General features: G+C 66.8%; 20 protein-coding genes and 1 tRNA gene. 12 read left to right on the forward strand and 9 right to left on the reverse strand.

Annotated elements, in window-relative coordinates:
- Positions 1–22: 22 nt before the first annotated feature.
- Positions 23–175, reverse strand: coding sequence for a hypothetical protein (locus OIK44_RS12900; protein WP_273671160.1), 153 nt, complete (start codon positions 173–175; stop codon positions 23–25).
- A gap of 158 nt (positions 176–333) precedes the next feature.
- On the opposite strand from OIK44_RS12900, the gene OIK44_RS12905 reads away from it, so the two are divergent.
- The 5 genes from OIK44_RS12905 to OIK44_RS12925 all read left to right on the forward strand — a co-directional run bounded on the left by OIK44_RS12905 (position 334) and on the right by OIK44_RS12925 (position 3,703).
- Positions 334–858, forward strand: coding sequence for a putative metalloprotease CJM1_0395 family protein (locus tag OIK44_RS12905; protein ID WP_273671161.1), 525 nt, complete (start codon positions 334–336; stop codon positions 856–858).
- A gap of 75 nt (positions 859–933) precedes the next feature.
- Entirely contained in the window at positions 934–1,143 is a 210-nt protein-coding gene (locus OIK44_RS12910; protein WP_273671162.1) for a hypothetical protein, read from the forward strand.
- A gap of 77 nt (positions 1,144–1,220) precedes the next feature.
- The gene (locus tag OIK44_RS12915) at positions 1,221–2,138 is read left to right on the forward strand and encodes a hypothetical protein (RefSeq protein WP_273671163.1); all 918 of its coding nucleotides are present in this window, start codon (positions 1,221–1,223) and stop codon (positions 2,136–2,138) included.
- A gap of 178 nt (positions 2,139–2,316) precedes the next feature.
- A complete protein-coding gene (locus tag OIK44_RS12920) occupies positions 2,317–3,495 on the forward strand; it encodes a class I SAM-dependent methyltransferase (protein WP_273671164.1) in 1,179 nt (392 codons plus the stop codon).
- A gap of 131 nt (positions 3,496–3,626) precedes the next feature.
- Positions 3,627–3,703, forward strand: a tRNA-Met gene (locus OIK44_RS12925).
- A 330-nt stretch (positions 3,704–4,033) separates the two neighbouring features.
- Here OIK44_RS12925 and OIK44_RS12930 read toward each other — a convergent pair.
- Entirely contained in the window at positions 4,034–4,429 is a 396-nt protein-coding gene (locus tag OIK44_RS12930; RefSeq protein ID WP_273671165.1) for a hypothetical protein, read from the reverse strand.
- 293 nt (positions 4,430–4,722) lie between these two features.
- Positions 4,723–5,220 (reverse strand): hypothetical protein, encoded by a 498-nt coding sequence (locus OIK44_RS12935; RefSeq protein WP_273671166.1) that lies wholly within the window; start codon positions 5,218–5,220, stop codon positions 4,723–4,725.
- A gap of 56 nt (positions 5,221–5,276) precedes the next feature.
- Between OIK44_RS12935 and OIK44_RS12940 the strand changes: the two genes are divergently transcribed.
- Positions 5,277–5,405, forward strand: a complete 129-nt coding sequence (locus OIK44_RS12940; protein WP_273671167.1) for a hypothetical protein — start codon at positions 5,277–5,279, stop codon at positions 5,403–5,405.
- 10 nt (positions 5,406–5,415) lie between these two features.
- Here the strand turns inward: OIK44_RS12940 and OIK44_RS12945 are convergent, their stop codons facing one another.
- The gene (locus OIK44_RS12945) at positions 5,416–7,578 is read right to left on the reverse strand and encodes a penicillin acylase family protein (RefSeq protein ID WP_273671168.1); all 2,163 of its coding nucleotides are present in this window, start codon (positions 7,576–7,578) and stop codon (positions 5,416–5,418) included.
- Positions 7,579–7,896: 318 nt separating this feature from the next.
- Here OIK44_RS12945 and OIK44_RS12950 point away from each other — a divergent pair, with 318 nt between their 5' ends.
- The 3 genes from OIK44_RS12950 (at position 7,897) to dbpA (ending at position 11,642) form a co-directional block, all read left to right on the forward strand.
- Positions 7,897–9,555, forward strand: coding sequence for an acid phosphatase (locus tag OIK44_RS12950; protein WP_273671169.1), 1,659 nt, complete (start codon positions 7,897–7,899; stop codon positions 9,553–9,555).
- A gap of 331 nt (positions 9,556–9,886) precedes the next feature.
- On the forward strand, positions 9,887–10,120 hold the full coding sequence (locus tag OIK44_RS12955) for a hypothetical protein (RefSeq protein WP_273671170.1): 234 nt from the start codon (positions 9,887–9,889) through the stop codon (positions 10,118–10,120).
- A 109-nt stretch (positions 10,121–10,229) separates the two neighbouring features.
- Complete coding sequence (dbpA, locus tag OIK44_RS12960) at positions 10,230–11,642, forward strand: ATP-dependent RNA helicase DbpA (protein WP_273671171.1); 1,413 nt, start codon at positions 10,230–10,232, stop codon at positions 11,640–11,642.
- 37 nt (positions 11,643–11,679) lie between these two features.
- Here the strand turns inward: dbpA and aqpZ are convergent, their stop codons facing one another.
- The gene (gene aqpZ, locus OIK44_RS12965; protein ID WP_273671172.1) at positions 11,680–12,369 is read right to left on the reverse strand and encodes an aquaporin Z; all 690 of its coding nucleotides are present in this window, start codon (positions 12,367–12,369) and stop codon (positions 11,680–11,682) included.
- A 102-nt stretch (positions 12,370–12,471) separates the two neighbouring features.
- Positions 12,472–12,723, reverse strand: coding sequence for a hypothetical protein (locus OIK44_RS12970; RefSeq protein ID WP_273671173.1), 252 nt, complete (start codon positions 12,721–12,723; stop codon positions 12,472–12,474).
- On the opposite strand from OIK44_RS12970, the gene OIK44_RS12975 reads away from it, so the two are divergent.
- The gene (locus OIK44_RS12975; RefSeq protein ID WP_273671174.1) at positions 12,710–16,543 is read left to right on the forward strand and encodes an EAL domain-containing protein; all 3,834 of its coding nucleotides are present in this window, start codon (positions 12,710–12,712) and stop codon (positions 16,541–16,543) included. The genes OIK44_RS12970 and OIK44_RS12975 overlap by 14 nt on opposite strands.
- A gap of 130 nt (positions 16,544–16,673) precedes the next feature.
- Here the strand turns inward: OIK44_RS12975 and OIK44_RS12980 are convergent, their stop codons facing one another.
- Entirely contained in the window at positions 16,674–17,126 is a 453-nt protein-coding gene (locus OIK44_RS12980; RefSeq protein ID WP_273671175.1) for an Ivy family c-type lysozyme inhibitor, read from the reverse strand.
- A gap of 15 nt (positions 17,127–17,141) precedes the next feature.
- A complete protein-coding gene (locus tag OIK44_RS12985) occupies positions 17,142–18,746 on the reverse strand; it encodes an amidase (protein ID WP_273671176.1) in 1,605 nt (534 codons plus the stop codon).
- A 255-nt stretch (positions 18,747–19,001) separates the two neighbouring features.
- Here OIK44_RS12985 and OIK44_RS12990 point away from each other — a divergent pair, with 255 nt between their 5' ends.
- Both OIK44_RS12990 and OIK44_RS12995 read left to right on the forward strand, forming a co-directional pair.
- Positions 19,002–19,298, forward strand: coding sequence for a type II toxin-antitoxin system MqsR family toxin (locus OIK44_RS12990; protein WP_273671177.1), 297 nt, complete (start codon positions 19,002–19,004; stop codon positions 19,296–19,298).
- A gap of 2 nt (positions 19,299–19,300) precedes the next feature.
- Positions 19,301–19,702 (forward strand): type II toxin-antitoxin system MqsA family antitoxin, encoded by a 402-nt coding sequence (locus OIK44_RS12995; RefSeq protein WP_273671178.1) that lies wholly within the window; start codon positions 19,301–19,303, stop codon positions 19,700–19,702.
- A gap of 137 nt (positions 19,703–19,839) precedes the next feature.
- On the opposite strand, the gene OIK44_RS13000 is transcribed toward OIK44_RS12995, so the two are convergent.
- A complete protein-coding gene (locus OIK44_RS13000) occupies positions 19,840–20,415 on the reverse strand; it encodes an elongation factor P (RefSeq protein WP_273671179.1) in 576 nt (191 codons plus the stop codon).
- Between the last annotated feature and the right edge of the window lie 28 nt (positions 20,416–20,443).

The raw sequence follows: 20,443 nt of genomic DNA on the forward strand, positions 1-20,443 counted from the left end.
CGCCGGGACGGCTGGACCGGCATTAACGCTTGCAGGGGTCGCGCTCCATCCGCACCAAATCCCAACCAAGCTCGCGGCGTATCTGCTTCGGGTCGGGCGGCGGGCGGCGCTGCTCCAGCTCGGCGCGCAACCAGCGGCGGACGACTTCCTTGCTGGGTAATTTAGGCTGTTCCATTTTGTAACCCCTCAGAAACATAGATGGTATTTGTGCCAATAACGTTAGGATACCGCTTGCGTTGACAGTTGTTACAATTGGTGATGATCTTCTGCTGATATAGCGCAGACTACGCCGAAGTTTGCTATCATCCAGACAATAAGTTCCGGTTTTGACAGGTGAGCATCCCCATGGCCATCGGCGGCATCGGCTCCGGCAACACGTCCTACGCCACGGCGCAGGCGGCGCCGCGCACCCAGGCCCCGCAGCTCAGCCCGGAAGCCCTTGCCCAAATACAAAAGCTCAAGGCGCGCGACACGGAGGTGCGCCAGCACGAGCAGGCCCATCTGGCGGCGGCGGGCGCGCTGGCCCTGTCCGGCGCCAGCTACACCTACCAGCGCGGCCCGGACGGCGTCAACTACGCCATCGGCGGCGAAGTGCAAATCGACACCTCGCCCGGCGCCACCCCCGCAGAAACACTGGCCCGCGCGCGCGCCATCAGCGCCGCCGCGCTGGCGCCGGCCGACCCGTCCGGCGCCGACCGGGGCGTCGCCGCCCAGGCCCAGCAGATGGCGGCGACGGCGCGCGCCGAGCTGGCCGCGCAAGCCGGCGACGGCGGCCGGGACACGGCGCAGCAGCGCGCGCTGCAACGGGCTTACGGCGGCGCGCCGGCGGCCGCGCCCGCGCTCGACGTCTACGCCTGAGGCGTGGCGGCGGCGGCAATGATAAAATCGCCGCCTCGCGCCACGGCGCCGCACCGCCAACCCAATAAGGACACCATGAAAGCAGCCCGCACCCTCACCTTCAAATGCGCCAAATGCGCCAAATCGGTCCAGGTCTACCTGCAAAAGGTTTCCGCCTGCTCGCACATCCAGCCCTACCAGGGCCTGTGCCAATGCGGCGAACTCAAACGCCACGCCACAGGGTCGGCCGACGCCGTCAAGTCCTACCTGGAATCGGCCGACGGCAGCTGGTCGCACCACCACTAAGCGTCGCCCGCCGCGCTCAAGGAATCCCGCGCGCTGCCGTTATCCAAGAGGTCACCACCTTTTTCGCCGAGGCAGCCATGTCCCACGTTTCCGCCCTCAGCCCGCGCCAGCAGCATGGCGCCGCCCCTGCCGCCCAGGGCGACGCCCGCAGCGCCGGCAAGAGCGCCACCGCGCCGGCTGCGCCGCTGCGCCCGCCCGCAGGCGGCGTATCGCTGTCGCAAGGCGGCGTCGACCTGGCGCAAAGCATCAGCGACCGCGTCGACGCCCTCGGCCACGCCACCATCGACGCCGCCCAGGGCTTCCTCACCAGCTTCACGCAGCGCCTGCTGGGCGAGGCCGCCGATGGCGCGACGATCGCCTTCGACTCCGTCAGCCTGTCGGCCCAGGCCGGCTTCGCCGCCTCCGTGCGCCACAGCCAAAAAGGGCAGATCGGCATCGACTCGGCCGCGCTGAACCTCAGCGAAAGCTCGCACTTCATCGGCAAGGGCAAGATCACGACGGCGGACGGCCAAAGCTTCGAGTTCGAAATCGAGGTCAAGTACGAGGCGCGCATGGACATGGCGTCGCGCCAGCTGTCCGCCCCGGACGCGGAAGGCGCCGGCGGCGACGCCGCGGCGGACAAAGCCGACAAGGCCGACAAGCCGGCCCGCGCCGCGCTGCCGACGCGGCAACTGCCGGACATGGACTTCCCCGGCAGCCTGGGCGACCTGTTCAAACTGCTCGGCCAGGAACTGCGCGGCGAACTCCAGCCGAAAGCGCCGGCCGCCGGCGCCGAAGGCAAGCCCGGCTCGCTGTCGCTGCGCATCCTCAACCTGGTCAACAGCGTCAACGCGCTCGAAGCGAGCACCCAGCAAGTGCAGGACGACGCCAAGGCGCGCGCCAAGAAACTGGCCGACGCCTATGGCACGCCGCCCGCCGCCGCGACGCCGGCGCCGGCTTCCACGGCCGCCCCGGCCGACGCGCCGGCGGCGACGCCGTCCGCGCCGGCGAGCTGAGGTCGGCGCGGCGGCGCGCCCCACGTATAATAGGAAGACCAACCACGGGCAGCCGCACGCGACATCGCCGCGCGCGCCCTCTTCCTTTTCGATTGAGCTACATGTCACAGACTTTCCGCACCGCCGCGCCGCGCACCGCCGCGCGCCACTTCGCCATCCCCTGCCCGCAGGTGGCCGCATGAGCGCCGCCGCGCCGCAGCCGCTGATCTACTGGATCGAAGACGGGCAGGAACGCTCGGCACACTGGCGCTCCGAGAGCGGCATGCCGGCGCCGAAGAAAGTCATCATCGCCGACGACCGCACCAACGCCGACGTCGCCTACCGCCTGGCCTGCGAAGGCACCGCGCTGCTGTGGCGCGGCGACTTCCAGAACGCCCGCCAACTGCTGCAGGCGCTGGCGCGGCGCGCCGACCACAAACACGAGCGCTCCGGCAAGCGCGCCAAGGCCGCCAAGGAAGCCCGCGCCGCCAAGCCGGCCGCCTCGCCGACCGAAGCGTTCCACCTGCACCGCCAGGCCCAGTCGCAGCGCGCCCGCACGCTGGCCATGCTGCTGCTGCCCTTCGAGGCCGACTACAGCATCCCGCTGCGCCGCGCGCCCGACGTCAAGCTGGCGTGCAACGAAGCCTACGGCCGCGGCGACGCGCCCTTCGTCGCCTCGCTGCGCGAACTGCTCGGCCTGATCGGCGCGCACGAATGGCGCCGCACCGGCGTCGAACTGGCGCCGCTGGGCCAGCGCATCCACCCGCACTACGGCGTGTTCGCGCCCATCCGCAGCGAGTACGTCGGCCTCGTGGCGGACGCGCCGCTGCCCGCCGGCGCCGGCCTCGCCTTCGACATCGGCACCGGCACCGGCGTGCTGGCGGCGGTGCTGGCGCGGCGCGGCATCGGGCGCATCGTCGCCACCGACATGGACCCGCGCGCGCTCAGCTGCGCGCGCGACAACCTGGCGCGCCTGGACCTGGCCGGCCAAGTCCAGGTGGTGCAGGCCGACCTGTTCCCGGACGGCCGCGCGCCGCTGATCGTCTGCAACCCGCCGTGGCTGCCGGCGCGCCCCAGCTCGCCGATCGAATACGCCGTCTACGACCCCGACAGCCGCATGCTGCGCGGCTTCCTCGGCGGCCTGGCGGCCCACCTGGAGCCGGGCGGCGAAGGCTGGCTGATCCTGTCGGACCTGGCCGAGCACCTGGGCCTGCGCCCGCGCGCCGAGCTGCTGGGCTGGATCGAGGCGGCCGGCCTGAAGGTGCTGGGGCGGCTCGACGTCAAGCCGAACCATCCGCGCGCCAGCGACGCGGAGGACGCCCTGCACGCCGCCCGCGCCGCCGAAGTGAGCTCGCTGTGGCGCCTGGCCGCCGCCTAAGCCGCGTCGGCGCCGCCCCGTCGCGGCCGGCGCGGGCGCATTAGCGCCGCTTCTGCGCCCGCCAAACGTATTAGCCGAACTTATCCACCTCAGCCATTGCGCATTGCAGCAATGCTCTATATAATGCGTTCCGCGGGGTGGAGCAGTCTGGCAGCTCGTCGGGCTCATAACCCGAAGGTCACAGGTTCAAATCCTGTCCCCGCAACCAGAACACAGCAAGCCGTTGATTCTCTTACAGGAATCAGCGGCTTTCGCTTTTTCGGGGGCGCCACTCTTTGATTTATGAGACGCACCGGAGAAGCCCGGCAGGGGGAAATGAATCACAATGTTGCTTCCCAACACCGCGAGACGCACATGGATGCCAACGACGCGCACATCATGAGACATGCCGCATTCGACTATCTGAGCCATTGACCGACCGAATTCTCGGCCCCGAAGTATCCGGAATCCAAGCGGATCAGCGAAAGCATTTTGAACGGATCGCGAGTGTCTAGCAGACTCGTGGCGATTCACACCGATAGTCTGCTGCTGGCAGGTTTCAGTCTATCTGGCCACGATAAACATCACCCGAGCCGTTCCAGTCAGTCTTACTCCAGCCCTTTGAAGGCACAAATACTTCTAAGCCACCGCCAGCGAGGACGGCCGCCAAAATTGGAACATCTGTCGGTATGCTCATCAGCCCAGCCCGATGGACTACGCTCTGCCCCAAAATTACCCAATATGGATGCGGTAAGCGGTCATCGTCAGAGCGGCAGACTTTGAGTGAAGCATTTGCTGCGTAGCCAATGAAATAACGATTCTCAGGTGGATAGTTAGAACTCTCTCGCTCTTCAAAAACATCGAGTCCCAAAGCTTCAAAAATTGCAAACGCAGCTTCCTGAAGCTCAGGCAGCGGACTATGAACAAACATTACATCGTGCATTGCTGTTTCCATTAATGTTGCCTGATATCGAACGTCAGCATCTGGCCGGTAGCGGCCTATCAGAACTTTAACTCACCTGACAGCTAGTGTCAGGTGAAGTCTGAGCTAATACATCTAACCTCTTGTTCTAGCGGACGTCTACCGGCGCCACCGAACAGCCACGTTTGGAGGCGGATGCGTGAATTTGACTGAATCCCGGTACTTTCGACTCTCCGAGGGGCAGCATGGTCCGGCATCCCCTCCTCGCCAAGTGTTTACTGCTGATTCTTCCCACGGACCTCCCTTGCTTCACCGAGCCATGTGATTTAGCGCTTCTGCTTGACCACGTCGAAATAGAAGCCGCGCCAGTGGAGGACGATACGGTCCCTGCCCTTCAAGAACAAGTCCGTGCAGCCGGCGTCAATCACCGTCACTTGCTCGGACAAACCCATGTTCGCCGAGCTGACGCGCCCCTTCTCCCGCATGGTCCTCGCCGTGTCCTCGACGGTCCGCTCGTAGCTCGGCGCCTCGCAAGTCTCGCCATCGAACACCAGCTTGTCCTTGGCGACCAGCAGCGTCTTCCCGATCAGTTTTTTAGCCTCCCGCTCGGAGATCGCCGTGATGTCGGCGAAGTCGAGCACCTTCGCAATTTTCCACCGCCCGCAGATGTCCGCGTTGACCTCGCCTCCGGCCGACGCGCCCCCACCGTCCGACGCCAGCGCCGTCCCCGCGCAAAAAAACGCGAACGCAGCCAGCGCGGCGCACGCCGGCCGCAGGGCCTTTCCAAGCAATGTCGTGGCCGCTCGCTTCTCGATTTTCTCCATCATTTGTCCTTGGACCGAAATGGCGCGTCCCCCTCCGCGCAGCACAGTACCACCCCATGAGCGAGCACCAAGCCAAAACCTACGCCCGGCTCGCAACCGCCACGATGATCTTGCTCAATTTTTTCAGCGGCGCGGCGGGCAACACCACAGGCGGCTGGGACCTCTCGGCAAACAAGATCGCCTAGCACACCACCGCTATTTTTCAAACACCTCGCGCCGCTTCAGCGCACCTTCGACGGCGGAGCGCACCAGCAGGGCGTCGCGCATGGCCTTGCGCGACGCCAGTTCCAGCTGGCTGCCGAAGGCGGCGTTGGCCGGGTCGCTGGAGTTGCCATAGGTGTTGATGACCTTGGCGCGCACGGTCGGACCAAATTCGACCAGCGCGACGAAGGTGTCGCCGAAGATGGCTTTCTGCGCGCCGTCCTTGTCGGCCAGGTAGTCGATGCTGCGGAAGCCGCCCAGCTCGTCGCCGCTGCCATTGGCCGGGAAGTCCACGCGCGTCGCGCCGCTGCCCCGGCGGAAGCGGTAGACGTCGCCATACGCCGTGTCCAAGGGCACGCCGATCCTGTCCAGCTCGGTCACGAGCCCGGCCAGCGCCGTGACGGCCGCGACCGGATCGAGCAAGCCCCGCGGCGATGTGTAGGGCTCGGCGTAATTGCCGCCCGAGACATACGGCAGCGCGTGCGAGCCGCCCATGGCGCTCACCCAGTTGCGAAACAGCAGAGCGCCGCGCGAAGCGGACTCGGTCCTGCGGTCCCACTGCTCCAGCACGCGCCCGGCCCGCACGGCCTCCGCGTTCCCGGAGGCGCCGGCGGCCGCCAGCAGGTCCGGCAGCACGCGGTCGGCCAGCAGGGCGCGCGTGTCGTGCTTGGCGGCGACCAGGTCGTCCAGCGTGAAGCGGGCGGTTTGCTCGATCAGCTCGATGCCGCGCTGCTCGCGCATCAGCGGCGCCACGCGCGGCGACACATAGGATGGATACGCGGCCGGGTCGAGCGCCGGCTTGCTCATGAACCAGGGCACGCTGTTCGAGTTTTGCACCCAGCCGGACGCCGGGTTGCTGACCTGCGGCATCTCGCTGATCGCGTGGGCGCGCCGCCAGATCAGGCCGGAGTTGCTGCCGTCGACAGGCTCCGCCCAGAAGGCGGCGTCGCCCAGCGGACGCACCGGCGTCATGCCGCCAAACACGCTCCAGATATTCCCGCCGGCGTCCGCGTAGATGATGTTGTGGAAAGGGTTTTGCTGCCGCTGCACAACCCTCTGGAAGGCACCGAAGTCGGCCGCCTGGGCCATGTCCCACCACTGCTCCAGCACGCCCGGCGTTTGCAGCTGGTCGACGCCGACGACGCGCAGCGCATAGGTCTTGCCATTCTTCTCGAACACCGCGCCGTGCACGCTGCGGCGCAGCTTGAGGGGGCGCGGCTCCAGCGCGCCGCCGGGCAGCTTGACCAGCACCGACTCGTCGCTCTGCTCGAAAGCCGTCCACTGGCCGTCCAGCTGGTAGCGTTCGCCGTCGCGCTTCAGCTCATACAGGTCGCAGCCATCCTGCGTATTGACCGTGTGCACCCAGCCGTGGCGGTCGTTGAAGCCGATGCGTATCACCGGCAGGCCGACCAGCGTGGCGCCGTAGATGGCGTATTGCGGGCTGCTGAACTGCGCCTCGAACCAGGTATGGTTGCCGCCCCACAGCAAATGCGGGTTGGCCAGCAGCATGGCCTTGCCATTGGCCGTCTTGCTCGGGCCGAGCGCCCAGCCGTTCGAGCCGCCGATCAGGTTCAAGCCCGTCATCTCGTCGCTCGGATAGATCATCGAGCAGTTCGCCGCGCCGGTCGCCGTGCCGCCCGTCAGGTAGGCGAAGAAGGTGCGCAGCGTGTGGCCCATGACGTCCTCGACGCGCAGCGGCAGCACGCTCCTGGCCTCGGGCGAGAGGTCCTGCGCGGCGGCCTGCTCGTTCAGGCCGGCCACGAAGGCGTCCAGGTAGGCGCGCATGCGCGGCGACTGCGCCGCCGTCCATTCCTGGGCCAGGCGCGGAAACGCCATCGTGCGCACCAGCCTGTCCACTTCCAGCATGTCGACGGGGAACAGCTCGCCGCCCTTGAACTCCTCGCCATAATATTCCGCGCCGCGGCCGCGGGCCTGCGCGTACATGCGTATCAGCAGCTCGGCGTGCATCTGCATCTGCGCCCGGCCGAAGGCGTAGCCGACGCTGTCGGCGCCGGCGGCGTAGATGTGCGGCACGCCATCGTGGTCCCACAACACTTCGCTGCCGCGCGCCACGGGCGGGGGCGTGCCGGCGTCGCTGCCGCAGCCCTGCACCAGCATGCCAGCCGCAAGCCATGCAACGATGATGATTTTCCTCATGCCTGTCCTCTTCGTTAACGAATAAAAAAGGCGCGCATGCGTCGGCGGCGACCGCCATCATCGTTCAGCATGCCCTCGCCATCACTGATGTGCTTGCGAATATAGCATGTAAAAACATTATTATTGTAAATAGCATAAAACGCGGCATGGCTGCGCCGCCTCAAGCTGCGTATTTCGCAATCTTGCCAGAGCGGTGATACAATTTTCCCCCAATGCGGCCCCAGCCGGTCCGGCGGCGTGCGGCACCCGCCTTGCACGCGCCGGCCGCCTCGCCCCGCCCGTCAATCCGACGACCAGAACAACCCCAAGGAGAAGTGTGTGACGGACCCCATCAACGAGCAACAAAACCCAGCCGCCGACCTGCCCAGCAACCCGGCGCGCCGCCGCATCTTCCAGGCCGCCACCGCCGTCGGCCTGGCCGGCGCGCTGCCGGCCGTCGCCGACGCCAGGCCGGCCAGGATCGCCAAGGGCTCGCTCGACGCCAAGCTGAAGGCCCACGTCAAGAACGTCGTTGTGATCTACCTGGAAAACCGCAGTTTCAACAATCTGTTCGCCGACTTCCCCGGCACCGCCGCGCCGCTGTCGGCCGTGCCGGCCGCGCTGGCGGCGCAGAAGGACCGCGACGGCTCGACGCTGGCGTCGCTGCCCAAGATCTGGGGCGGCATGGTGCCGACGCCGCAAAACATCGGCGGCAAGCAGTACGAAATCAAGGAAGACCAGATCAAGGACTTGCCGAACGGCCCGTTCAAGCTGAGCAACACCGACGGCCAGCCCCTGCCCGAGTCCGTCATCACGCGCGACCTGTGGCACCTGTTCTACCAGAACCAGATGCAGATCAACGGCGGCAGCAACGACGGCTTCGTCGCCTGGGCCAACACCGGCGGCATGGTCATGGGCTACTACGGCGAAACCAGGACTAATCTGGACCTGTGGAAGATCGCCCAGCAATACACGCTGTGCGACAACTTCTTCATGGCGGCCTTCGGCGGCTCCTACCTGAACCACCAGTTCCTGATCTCCGGCCGCACGCCGGAATACTTCAACGCGGCCGCGACGCCGGCGAAGAAAAAGATCGCGGTGACGGCCGACGGCCCCACCGGCGCGCGCCTGGCCGTGGCCGCCGACGGCCCCGCCTCGGCAATGGACGGCAAGCCGAAATTCGTCAACGACGGCGCCATCACGCCGGACGGCTACGCCGTCAACACCATGGCCCCGCCGTTCCAGCCCAGCTATGTGCGCCCGGCCGCCGGCGGCGACAAGGCCCTGGCCGACCCGCTCGACCCGAGCACGCTGCCGCCGCAGACCTATCAAACCATCGGCGACCTGCTGTCCGAGAAGTCGGTCAGCTGGGCCTGGTACGGCGGCGCCTGGCAGGCGGCGCTGGACGCCAAGGGCGGCGGCGAGAAGCCGAACTTCCAGTTCCACCACCAGCCGCTGAACTACTTCCAGCAGTTCGCGCCGGGCACGCGCGCGCGCGCCGAGCACCTGCGCGACGGCGGCCTGGGCGACAGCCCGATCTCCAACAAATTCCTCGCCGACGTCGTCGCCGGCAAGCTGCCGGCCGTCAGCTTCTACAAGCCGCAGGGCAACCTGAACCTGCACGCCGGCTATTCCGACGTCGAGTCCGGCGACCAGCACGTCGCCAACGTCATCGAGCACTTGAAGAAGTCGCCGCAGTGGAAAGACATGGTGGTCGTCATCACCTTCGACGAAAACGGCGGCTGGTGGGACCACGTCGCGCCGCCCAAGGGCGACCGCTGGGGTCCGGGCTCGCGCATTCCCGCCATCGTCGTCTCGCCATACGCGAAAAAGGGCGTGGTCGACCACAGCTTCTACGACACCACCTCGATCCTGCGCCTGATCACCCGCCTGCACGACCTGCCGCTGCTGGAAGGGCTGGCCACGCGCAACGCCGCCTTCGCCGCGCGCGGCGCGCTGCCGCCGGGCGACCTGACCGGCGCGCTGAGCTTCCGCTAAGCGGCCCGCGCCGTGGGGGCCGCGCCGGCTTCGGGCCGGCGCGCCAATCCAGCCCCCACGGTGAAAAAGGAGTGTGATACACTGCGTGCCGAACTTACACTCGGCGGGCGCTGTCGCTGTCCCGCCCGGAGCAGCGGTCTGAATGGGTTACGGCGAGCGCACACGGACTCGCCGCCCCAGGCGCCGATCACCCATTGAGCCCGACTCCTGCAGCCGGGCTTTTGTTTTCTGCGGCGCGTTTACGCGGCCGTAATTGAAGCGTCCAGACGTCATGGCCGCTCCATCGCAGCGCCGCCGTTGGGGCGGCGCGCGGTGGCATGAGGTTTCCGAAATGAGAGATAAAAAAGACAACGCGACCTTCGACCTGCCCGGCTTCGGCCCGGCCCCGGCCGAGCTGTTGACGCCGGCCGAGCCCGTGCCGTGGCGCGCGCCGCGCATCAAGAAGCCCAGCGTCAAGCAGGTGCAACTGGAATTGCTCGACCCGACCGACGCCACCGGCCTGCCGGTCTGGCGCCGCGACGAGAACACCGACCTGACCGGCCTGCCCAACTGGGCGCCGGCCTGACGCCCGCTGCGGCGGCGCGCCCGCCGCGGGCGCCCCGCTATCCGCACAGCCGCAGCCGACGCTGGTAGACTGTGCCCACCCTCCCCCGCTTTCCCTGACTGGCCCCGATATGAATCCGAACTCCTTTTCCAGCCTGCCGCTGACGCCCGCCTTCCTGGCCAACCTCGACCAGCTCGGCTACCATGAAATGACGGCGATCCAGGCGCAAAGCCTGCCGACGGTGCTGGACGGGCGCGACCTGATCGCCCAGGCGAAGACGGGCAGCGGCAAGACGGCCGCCTTCGGCATCGGCATCCTGCACAAGCTGAACCCGGCCTGGTTCGCCGTGCAAGGCCTGGTGCTGTGCCCGACCCGCGAACTGGCCGACCAGGTCGCCAACGAGCTGCGCCGCCTGGCCCGCAGCGCCGGCAACATCAAGATCCTGACGCTGACGGGCGGCACCTCGATGCGCCCGCAGATGGCCTCGCTGGAGCACGGCGCCCACATCGTCGTCGGCACGCCGGGCCGGCTGCGCGACCACCTGGGGCGCGGCACCCTGAACCTGGGCCACGTGCAGACGCTGGTGCTGGACGAGGCCGACCGCATGACCGACATGGGCTTCTATGACGAGATCGCCGGCATCGTCAGCGCCTGCCCGGCGCGCCGCCAGACGCTGCTGTTCTCGGCCACCTACCCGGACGACATCCGCCGCGCCACCGCCGCCTTCCTCGACAACCCGGCCGAGGTCACCGTGCAGGCGCAGCACGACAACGACAAGATCGAGCAGCGCTTCTACGAAGTGGGCTTCGACGGGCGCGACGCCGCCGTCGGCACCCTGCTCAAGCACTTCCGCCCCGTCTCGACGCTGGCCTTCTGCAACACCAAGGTGCACTGCCGCGAACTGGCCGACGAGCTGCGCCAGCAGGGCTTTTCCGCGCTGGCCCTGTACGGCGAGCTGGAACAGCGCGAGCGCGACGAAATCCTCGTGCTGTTCGCCAACCGCAGCTGCTCCGTGCTGGTGGCCACCGACGTGGCCGCGCGCGGCCTCGACATCCAGAGCCTGGGCGCGGTGATCAACGTCGACGTCTCGAAGGACACGGAGGTGCACATCCACCGCATCGGCCGCACCGGCCGCGGCGGCGAAAGCGGCCTGGCGCTGTCGCTGTGCGCGCCGAACGAAAAGAAATGGGTCAAGCTGATCGAGCAGTATCAGGACAAGCCGGCGCAGTGGCACGACCTGGGCGAGCTGGAAGGCGACGAGGCGGAGGCGGCGCTGGCCGCGCCCATGGTCACGCTGTGCATCATGGGGGGCAAGAAGGACAAGCTGCGTCCAGGCGACCTGCTGGGCGCGCTGACGGGCGACGCCGGCCTGAGCAAGGAGCAGGTCGGCAAGATCAACGTGTTTGAATTCATGACCTACGTGGCGCTGGAGCGCGGCGTGGCCGAGGCGGCCTTCCAGCGCCTGAACGGCGGCAATCCGCTGGGCCGCGACTTCGGCAACATCAAGGGCCGCAGCTTCAAGATGCGCTTCATCGACGCCTGAGGCGCCGCGCCGGGGTTGGACCCCGGCGCCGTCCAGATTACTTCTCTTCGCTGGCGATGAAGCGGTAGGCCAATGCGCCCAGCAGCGCGCCGACGATAGGCGCAACCCAGAACAACCACAACTGGCCGACGGCCCAGTCGCCGGCGAACAGGGCGACGCCGGTGCTGCGCGCCGGATTCACCGAGGTGTTCGTCACGGGGATGCTGATCAGGTGGATCAGCGTCAGCGCCAGGCCGATCGGCAGCGGCGCGAAGCCGGCCGGCGCCCGCTTGTCGGTGGCGCCGAGGATGACGATCAGGAAGAACATCGTCATGACCACTTCCGTGATCAGGGCCGCCTGCATCGAGTAGCCGCCCGGCGAGTGCTCGCCGTAGCCGTTCGAGGCGAAGCCGCCGCTCAGGCTGAAGCCCGGCGCGCCGCTGGCGATCAGGTACAGCACGCCGGCGGCGGCGATGGCGCCAGCCACCTGCGCGCCGATGTAGGGCGCCAGCTTGGCGGCCGGGAAGCGTCCGCCCGCCCACAGGCCGATCGACACGGCCGGATTCAGGTGGCAACCGGAGATGTGGCCGATCGCGTAGGCCATCGTCAGCACGGTCAGGCCGAAGGCCAGCGAGACGCCGTGCAAACCGATGCCGACGTGGGGAAAGGCGGCCGCCAGCACGGCGCTGCCGCAGCCGCCGAGAACCAGCCAAAATGTACCAAGAAACTCCGCGCTGTATTGCTTCATATGCGCATCCTTATAAAAATGGGGAGGGGAGAAAAAGACCTGCTCGATTCGACGGCCCGTGCCGCGGCCGCCGCTGCCCGCATGTTGGCATGAAAGCATTGATCAGACAATATCAAAGTTGCAGGAATTGCCAAGTTTTTCCACCCTGGCCCCCAGCGCAACAGGTATTTTTTGCTCAAATGAAATACTATTTCTGATAAGCAGCACCTGGGATACAATCATTTGCAATGGATCAGCATTGCTTCGCGTTACAGCGCCAGCGCTGTAAGCCCGCCTCCCCCGCCGCCCGCCGTCGCCACGGCCGCGCACCGGCACGCCCGCCGGCAAGACAGGGACAGCGATGAAGATCAGCACCCTGGGCAAATGCGTCGCCGTCGCCACCATCGCCATGCTCGTGGCGATGGGCCTGGTGATTTTCCGCGTGCTGCAAATCGAGCAGCGCGTCGTGCTCGGCGCCGAACACCGGCGGCACTCGCTGATGCTGGCCGACGAGCTGTTCCAAAGCTCGGAAGACTTGAGCCGCATGGCGCGCAGCTACGTCAGCACCGGCGACCTGGCCTACGAACGGCACTACGACGCCATCCTCGGCATCCGCAACGGCACGCTGCCGCGGCCGCTGCGCTACTCGCCCACCTACTGGAACCTGGCCGGCGTGGACCGCGGCCCCGCCGTCGCCGCCGGCACCGCCGTGGCGCTGCGCGAACTGATGCGGCGCGAGGGCGTCGCCGACGACGAATTCGCGCTGCTGCACACCGCCCTGGCCTATTCCGACGCCCTCGTCACGCTGGAGCGGCACGCCTTCGCCGCCGTCGGCGAGCGCCATGCCTTCGAGCGCCAGGCCGCCGTCGGCCTGCTGTACGGCCCCCGCTACCTGGACGCCAAGGCCAGCATCATGGCGCCGATCAGCCGCTTCGTCGACGCCATCGACGCCCGCACCAAGGGCGAGCTGCAGGCGCTGCAGCGGCAGTTGCAGCGCCTGGTGCTGCTGCTGATGACACTGGTGGTGCTGGCCCTGGTCGGCGTCAGCGGCATCATCGTCTACACGCGGCGCGCCGTGCTGCGGCCGCTGGGCCTGCTGGGCCGCCACGCCGAGCAGGTGGCGCGCGGCGACTACGCGGCCCGCTGCGCCGTCCCGCCCGGCAACGAGCTGAGCAAGCTGGGCCGCCACTTCAACGACATGCTGGCGGCGATCGAGCGCGACATCGGCCAGCGCGAACGGGCCGAGCAGGCCCTCGAACGGGCCAACGGCGAGCTGGCCGGCCGCCAGGCGCTGCTGCAGCAAATCCTCGACACCTCCAGCGTCGCCATCTTCCTCGTCGACCTGGAGGGCCGCCTCACCCACGCCAACGAGCGCATGGCCGACATGTTCGGCTGGCCGCTGCGCGCCTTGATCGGCAAATCCTACGTCGAGCTGGTGCACCCCTCGGAACGGGCCAGCGGCCAGCAAAAAATGCTCGCCCTGCTGGGCAGCCAGATCGTCTCCGTCGACCTGGAGCGCCACTACTGGCGCGCCGACGACACCGCCTTCCTCGGCCACCTGACCGGCAAGCGCTTCTACGACGGCGCCGGCGTCGAGCGCGGCCTGGTCGGCGTCATCGCCGACGTCACGGCGCGCCGCCTGGCCGAGCAGCGCACCCAGCACCACAACCAGGTGCTGGCCATGCTGGCGGCCAAGGCGGCCCTGCCCGACGTGCTCGACGCCATCGCCGCCGACGTCGAGGCGATCTACCCCGCCATGCTCAGCTGCATCCTGCTGCTCGACGAGGACGGCCGGCGCCTGCGCGTCGGCGCCGCGCCCAGCCTGCCGGACGACTACCGCGCCGGCGTCGACGGCATCGCCGTCGACGCCGGCGGCGCCCCCTTCAGCACGGCCGCCTTCGCCGAGCGCCGCGTCATCGTCGCCGACATCGCCGGCGCCGCCGCCGGCCCGCCGCTGCTGGAGCTGGCCTTCCAGGCCGGCCTGGGCGCCTGCTGGTCGCAGCCGATCCGCAGCTCGCAGGGCAAGGTGCTGGGCATCTTCGCCATCTTCCACCGCCACGCGCGCGCGCCGGCGCCGGGCGAGCTGCAGTTTCTCGAAGACGAGGCGCGCCTGGCCGCGCTGGCGATCGACCAGACCGGCGCAGAGGCGCGCCTGCAGCTGGCCGCCAGCGTCTTCACCCACGCCCGCGAGGGCATCATGATCACCGACGCCGACGGCATCATCATCGAAGTCAACGACACCTTCACCCGCATCACCGGCTACAGCCACCAGGAAGCGCTGGGCCAAACCCCGCGCATCCTCAACTCCGGCCGCCAGCCGCCCGACTACTACGCCGCCATGTGGCGCGCCCTGATCGACACCGGCCACTGGGACGGCGAAGCCTGGAACCGCCGCAAGAACGGCGAGGTGCACGCCGAAATGATCACCATCAGCGCCGTGCGCGACGCCGCCGGCAAGACCCAGAACTACGTCGCCCTGTTCACCGACATCACGCCGTTCAAGGAACACCAGCGCCAACTCGAATACATCGCCCACTACGACGCCCTGACCGGCCTGCCCAACCGCGTGCTGCTGGCCGACCGCCTGCAGCACGCGCTGGCGCAAAGCCAGCGCCGCAGCCAGTCGCTGGCCCTGGTTTACCTCGACCTGGACGGCTTCAAGGCCGTCAACGACCACCACGGCCACCAGATCGGCGACGCCCTGCTGGTCACGCTGTCGCAGCGCATGCAGGCGGCGTTGCGCGAGGGCGACACCATCGCCCGCATCGGCGGCGACGAATTCGTCGCCGTGCTGGTCGACCTGGACCGGCCGCAGGACTGCGAGCCGGTGCTGGAACGGCTGCTGCGGGCGGCCGCCGACCCGGTCCAGGTCGAACAGCAGGCGCTGCGCGTCTCGGCCAGCATCGGCGTCACGCTGTACCCGCGCGACGGCGCCGACGCCGACCTGCTGATGCGCCACGCCGACCAGGCCATGTACCTGGCCAAGCAGGCCGGCAAAAACCGCTACCACCTGTTCGACGTCGAACAGGACCAGGCCGAGAAAATCTACCGCGAAAGCATCGCCCGCATCAGCCTCGGCCTGGAACAGGGAGAATTCGTGCTGCACTACCAGCCGCGCGTGAACATGCGCAGCGGCGCCGTCATCGGCGCCGAGGCGCTGGTGCGCTGGCAGCATCCGCAGCGCGGCCTGCTGCCGCCGGCCGCCTTCCTGCCGGTCATCGACGAGCACCAGGTCAGCGTCGAGCTGGGCGAATGGGTGATCGGCAGCGCGCTGGCGCAGATCAGCGCCTGGCGCGCGGCCGGGCTGGAACTGCCCGTCAGCGTCAACGTCGGCGCGCGCCAGCTGCAGCAGAACGACTTCGGCGCGCGCCTGGCGGCGCTGCTGGCGGCGCAGCCCGACGTGCCGGCCGGCTACCTGGAACTGGAAATACTCGAAACGAGCGCGCTGGAAGACATGGCGCAAGTGTCGGAAGTGATGCACGCCTGCCGCGCCATCGGCGTAAACTTCGCCCTCGACGACTTCGGCACCGGCTACTCCTCGCTGACCTACCTGAAGCGCCTGCCGGTCGAATGGCTGAAGATCGACCAAAGCTTCGTGCGCGACATGCTGGAAGACCCCGAAGACCTGGCCATCATCGAAGGCGTGGCCGGACTGGCGGCGGCCTTCCGCCGCCAACTCATCGCCGAAGGCGTGGAAACGACGGCGCACGGCGAACTGTTGCTGCTGCTGGGATGCACGCTGGCGCAAGGCTTCGGCATCGCCGAGGCGATGCCGGCCGCCGAACTGCCCGGCTGGGTCGCCGGCTGGCGCCCGGACCCGGCCTGGAGCGCCTGGCGCGACCGCGCGCCGACGCCAAGCGACCGCATGACGGTATTCGCCGAAGTCGAACTGCGCCACTGGCTGCGCGGCATCGACGGCTACCTCGACGGCGGGCGCGAAGAACCGGCGCCGCTGGACGCCCACGCCGGCCACTTCGGCCGCTGGCTGGAACACGAAGGCCGCGCGCTATACGGACAAGGGCCGGCGTTCGCGGCGCTGCCGGCGCTGCACGCGCAAGTGCACGCGCTGGGGCGCGAACTCGTGGAATTGCGGCGCGCCGGACGCGGCGCCGACGCCACCGCGCAACTGGGCCGGCTGCACGCGCTGCGCGACGAACTGATCGGCCGCCTGCGCCGTCTGGTGCGCTCCGCCTAGGCGGTGCAGCGACAAAGCGAAGCCAGCGGCCCAATGGGGTCTGACCCCGGCCCTTTGGGGTCTGACCCCTGCTTTTGCCGGCCACATCCAGCCTGAAGCCGTTTCAATCTAAACCCGGCAAATCCGCCCGCTAGTTACGCTCATCCTTCTTCAGCACATCCTGCTCGGCCTGACTCGGATTACCGAAAAAAGTCTTGCTGATCTTACCGTCGGCATCGCTGATATACAGGCCCGCCATACTCTTGCTATCAACGCGATACAACAGCATCAAGCGATGGTCGCCGCAATTATGCGGCTCGCAGACATTGGTGAACAACATCTTCGCGCCACCGACGACAACCGGCTCGACCGGGCCGGAAACGCCGTCCGGCACCCAGCGCGGCCGCTTGATGCCGGCCTGCTTCAGCGCGTCCTTGAACGCATCGCGGAAATCGCGGTCGCGCTTATACGCCTCGGGAAAATACGGGCACGCAGTCGACTTCGTGCAGCGCAGCGCCTGCTCGACCGGCGACTCCTTCGCCTGCAACGGCAGCGCCGGCAACGACAAAGCAAACAACAGCAACAACCTGGCGTGACGGTTCATCTCTATCCTTATGCGTTACTTCACCGCCAACGACACGCTGGCGGGAAACTGCGGCGCGCGCCGGTGCAGCGTCGCCTGCTCGAAAGCATACGCCATTCCGATCAAAGCCGCCTCACTATAAGCGGCGCCGACGAAGGACAAGCCGACCGGCAAACCGTGTACGAAGCCGGCCGGCACCGTGATATGCGGATAGCCGGCGACGGCGGCCGGCGTCGAAAAACTGCCGCCATAATGATCGCCGTTGATGAAATCGGTCAGCCAGGCCGGCCCGCCCGTGGGCGCCACCAGCGCGTCGAGACGGTGCTCGCGCAGCACCTGGTCGATGCCCTCCTCGCGCGCATAGCGGCGGTTATTGGCCAGCGCATCCAGATACTCCTGACTATCCAGGCCGCCCTTGGCCTCGGCCCGCAGCAAATACTCCTGGCCGAAATAGCGCAGCTCGGTGGCGGCGTGCTTCTCGTTAAAGGCGATCAAGGCCGCCATGTCCGCCACCGGCGCGTCCGGCGCATAATCCTTCAAATAGGCCGCCAGATTGGCCTTGAACTCATACAGCAGCACCTCGGTTTCGCTGTCGCCGTACTTGGCCACGTTCGGCACCTGCACCGGATCGACCAGCACGGCGCCCTGCGCCGCCAAGGCCTTGAGCGCCCGTTCGATGACGGCGTCCAGCTCGTCGTTACTGCCGAAGAAATCGCGCGCGACGCCGATGCGCATGCCGCGCAAGCCGCCCTTGTCGAGCGCCTTGGCGTAATCGCCAGCCTTGCCGGCGCCGTCCAGCGTGGCGGCGTCGGCCGGATCGACGCCGACCATCGCCGCCAGCATCAGCGCCGCGTCGGTGACGCTGCGCGCCATCGGCCCGGCCGTGTCCTGCGAATGGGCGATCGGAATGATGCCGCCGCGGCTGACCAGCCCCAGCGTCGGCTTGATGCCGACCAGGCCGCAAATCGAGGCCGGCGAAACGATAGAACCGTCCGTCTCGCTGCCCACGGCCAGCGTCGCCAGGCTGGCGGCGATGGCCGCGCCCGAACCGGAACTGGAACCGCTGCAATTGCGGTCCAGCGCATACGGGTTGCGCGTCAGGCCGCCGCGTCCGCTCCAGCCGCTGACCGAATGGGTAGAACGCATATTCGCCCACTCGCTCAGATTGGTCTTGCCGAGGATGACGGCGCCGGCCGCGCGCAACTGCGCCACCACGTGGGCGTCGCGGGCGGCGCGCACGCCCACCAGCGCCAGCGAACCGGCGCTGGTGCTCATGCGGTCGGCCGTGGCGATATTATCCTTGAGCAGCACGGGAATGCCGTGCAGGGGGCCGCGCAATTTTTTGGCGGCGCGCTCGCGGTCCATCTCGCGGGCGATCTTCAGGGCCTCGGGATTGAGTTCGATGATGGAATTGATGCGCGGGCCGGACTTGTCGATCGAATTGATGCGGGCCAGATACTGCGACGTCAAGGCGTGCGAGCTGAGCTTGCCCGCCGCCATCAGCTCCTGCTGCTGCAACACGCCGGCGTCGAGGGCGCCGCCGGGCTTGAAGGCTGCATTGGCCGGCGCGCTGCGTGCCGGCGCGACACTGGCGACGGCGCCAACGGCCAAGCCCATACCCACGAAATCCCTACGATCCATGCCAACCCCATCCTCAATGAAATGCGCCACATGCCCGCGAATGCGAACCAATAGCATAGCAGCAACAGGCATGAGAAAACGACACTATTAATCAATTATTTTATACGCACAGAAACATTTAATGCTTTACAGCTGGGGACAGACCACGATTTCCAAGAAACATTCCTCGGAAATCGTGGTCTGTCCCCACCAAGTACGGTTAAGCGAGCAACTAAGCAATTTACCAAAATAAACCAACTAGGTTAAATTACATTGATGGAGAAGCACATCCCACATTGCAGGCTGGCCGTGGCCAAAGCTTTAGTCAATGCCGGCAAGGTACGCACCACGCACGCGGCGCGAGTTGGCGCAAACGAGCTGGGGTTTACGCTCTCCGAGATGCTGGATGTGGTGATGGCGCTCACGCCGGCGGACTTCTACAAAAGCATGACCAGCCATGCCGATCACACGATATGGCAGGACGTCTACCGTCCACGCACGCAGGCGGGCGACGTGTGCCTGAAACTGACGGTCGTTGATGACGTACTGATTGTGTCCTTCAAGGAGCTATGAACATGAAATGCCCAGTTTGCGGCGCGGCTGAACTGATTCACGACACCCGCGACCTCCCCTACACCTACAAGGGGGAAAGCACCATCATCGCGGCAGTGACGGGCGACTTCTGCCCGGCCTGTGCCGAATCCATTCTGGACGCGGCCGAGTCGAATCGCGTCATGCGAGAAATGCAGGCATTCTCCAAGCAAGTGAATGCGGCCATCGTTGACCCAAGCTTCATTACCAAGGTGCGCAAGAAGCTCGATCTTGACCAGCGCGAGGCCGCCGAAATCTTCGGCGGCGGCATCAATGCCTTCTCGCGCTACGAGAACGGCAAGACAAAGCCGCCGCTGGCCTTGGTCAAGCTGCTCAAGCTGCTGGATCGTCATCCCGATCTGCTCAATGAGGTCAGAACCGCCTGACCTTGGGGGCGTCGCCTTGCACAGCTGGGGACAGACCACGATTTCCAAGAAACATTCCTCGAAAATCGTGGTCTGTCCCCAGCTGTGCGGACGAAAAAAAACGCTGCAGCGGCAGCGTTTTTCGGAGGGCGGGTGGCTTAGTTGCGGACCACACGTTTGTACTCATTGGTACGGGTGTCGATTTCGATCACGTCGTCCTGGCTGACGAACAGCGGCACTTGCACGATGTGGCGGTGCGCGTCGATGGCGTTTTCGATCTTGGCTTCTTTCAAGACGTTGCCGGAGGTGTTGCCCTTGACTGCAGGCTCCGAGTAGACGATCTGACGCGCGATGGTCGTCGGCAATTCAACGGAAATCGCCTTGCCGTCGTAGAACACGGCTTCGCATTCCATGCCGTCTTTCAGGTAATGCAGCGCATCGCCCAGGTTTTCTTCTTCGATTTCGTACTGGTTGTATTCCGTGTCCATGAACACGAACAGCGGGTCGGCGAAGTACGAGTAGGTCACTGGCTTCTTGTCCAAAACAACGACGTCGAACTTGTCGTCGCCGCGGAAGACGTTTTCCTGCGGGCTGTTCGTCAGAAGATTTTTCATCTTCCATTTGTATGTGAAGCCCGTGCGGCTCGAACCATTGACGTCGGAACGCAGCACGATCATTGGCTTGCTGTCAACCATGATGATGTTGCCAACACGAATTTCTTTTGCAGGTTTCATAGGAATTATACGTAAAAAGGAGGTTGCA

It is taken from the genome of Janthinobacterium fluminis, assembly GCF_028595325.1.
GTDB lineage: Bacteria > Pseudomonadota > Gammaproteobacteria > Burkholderiales > Burkholderiaceae_D > Janthinobacterium > Janthinobacterium fluminis.

Bases quoted from the DNA above. Each gene is read 5' to 3' on its own strand.
- OIK44_RS12900 (WP_273671160.1), bottom strand. From the start codon at position 175: ATGGAACAGCCTAAATTACCCAGCAAGGAAGTCGTCCGCCGCTGGTTG.
- OIK44_RS12910 (WP_273671162.1), top strand. From the start codon at position 934: ATGAAAGCAGCCCGCACCCTCACCTTCAAATGCGCCAAATGCGCCAAA.
- OIK44_RS12915 (WP_273671163.1), top strand. From the start codon at position 1,221: ATGTCCCACGTTTCCGCCCTCAGCCCGCGCCAGCAGCATGGCGCCGCC.
- OIK44_RS12920 (WP_273671164.1), top strand. From the start codon at position 2,317: ATGAGCGCCGCCGCGCCGCAGCCGCTGATCTACTGGATCGAAGACGGG.
- OIK44_RS12930 (WP_273671165.1), bottom strand. From the start codon at position 4,429: ATGGAAACAGCAATGCACGATGTAATGTTTGTTCATAGTCCGCTGCCT.
- OIK44_RS12935 (WP_273671166.1), bottom strand. From the start codon at position 5,220: ATGGAGAAAATCGAGAAGCGAGCGGCCACGACATTGCTTGGAAAGGCC.
- OIK44_RS12940 (WP_273671167.1), top strand. From the start codon at position 5,277: ATGAGCGAGCACCAAGCCAAAACCTACGCCCGGCTCGCAACCGCCACG.
- OIK44_RS12945 (WP_273671168.1), bottom strand. From the start codon at position 7,578: ATGAGGAAAATCATCATCGTTGCATGGCTTGCGGCTGGCATGCTGGTG.
- OIK44_RS12955 (WP_273671170.1), top strand. From the start codon at position 9,887: ATGAGAGATAAAAAAGACAACGCGACCTTCGACCTGCCCGGCTTCGGC.
- dbpA (WP_273671171.1), top strand. From the start codon at position 10,230: ATGAATCCGAACTCCTTTTCCAGCCTGCCGCTGACGCCCGCCTTCCTG.
- aqpZ (WP_273671172.1), bottom strand. From the start codon at position 12,369: ATGAAGCAATACAGCGCGGAGTTTCTTGGTACATTTTGGCTGGTTCTC.
- OIK44_RS12975 (WP_273671174.1), top strand. From the start codon at position 12,710: ATGAAGATCAGCACCCTGGGCAAATGCGTCGCCGTCGCCACCATCGCC.
- OIK44_RS12980 (WP_273671175.1), bottom strand. From the start codon at position 17,126: ATGAACCGTCACGCCAGGTTGTTGCTGTTGTTTGCTTTGTCGTTGCCG.
- OIK44_RS12985 (WP_273671176.1), bottom strand. From the start codon at position 18,746: ATGGATCGTAGGGATTTCGTGGGTATGGGCTTGGCCGTTGGCGCCGTC.
- OIK44_RS12990 (WP_273671177.1), top strand. From the start codon at position 19,002: ATGGAGAAGCACATCCCACATTGCAGGCTGGCCGTGGCCAAAGCTTTA.
- OIK44_RS12995 (WP_273671178.1), top strand. From the start codon at position 19,301: ATGAAATGCCCAGTTTGCGGCGCGGCTGAACTGATTCACGACACCCGC.
- OIK44_RS13000 (WP_273671179.1), bottom strand. From the start codon at position 20,415: ATGAAACCTGCAAAAGAAATTCGTGTTGGCAACATCATCATGGTTGAC.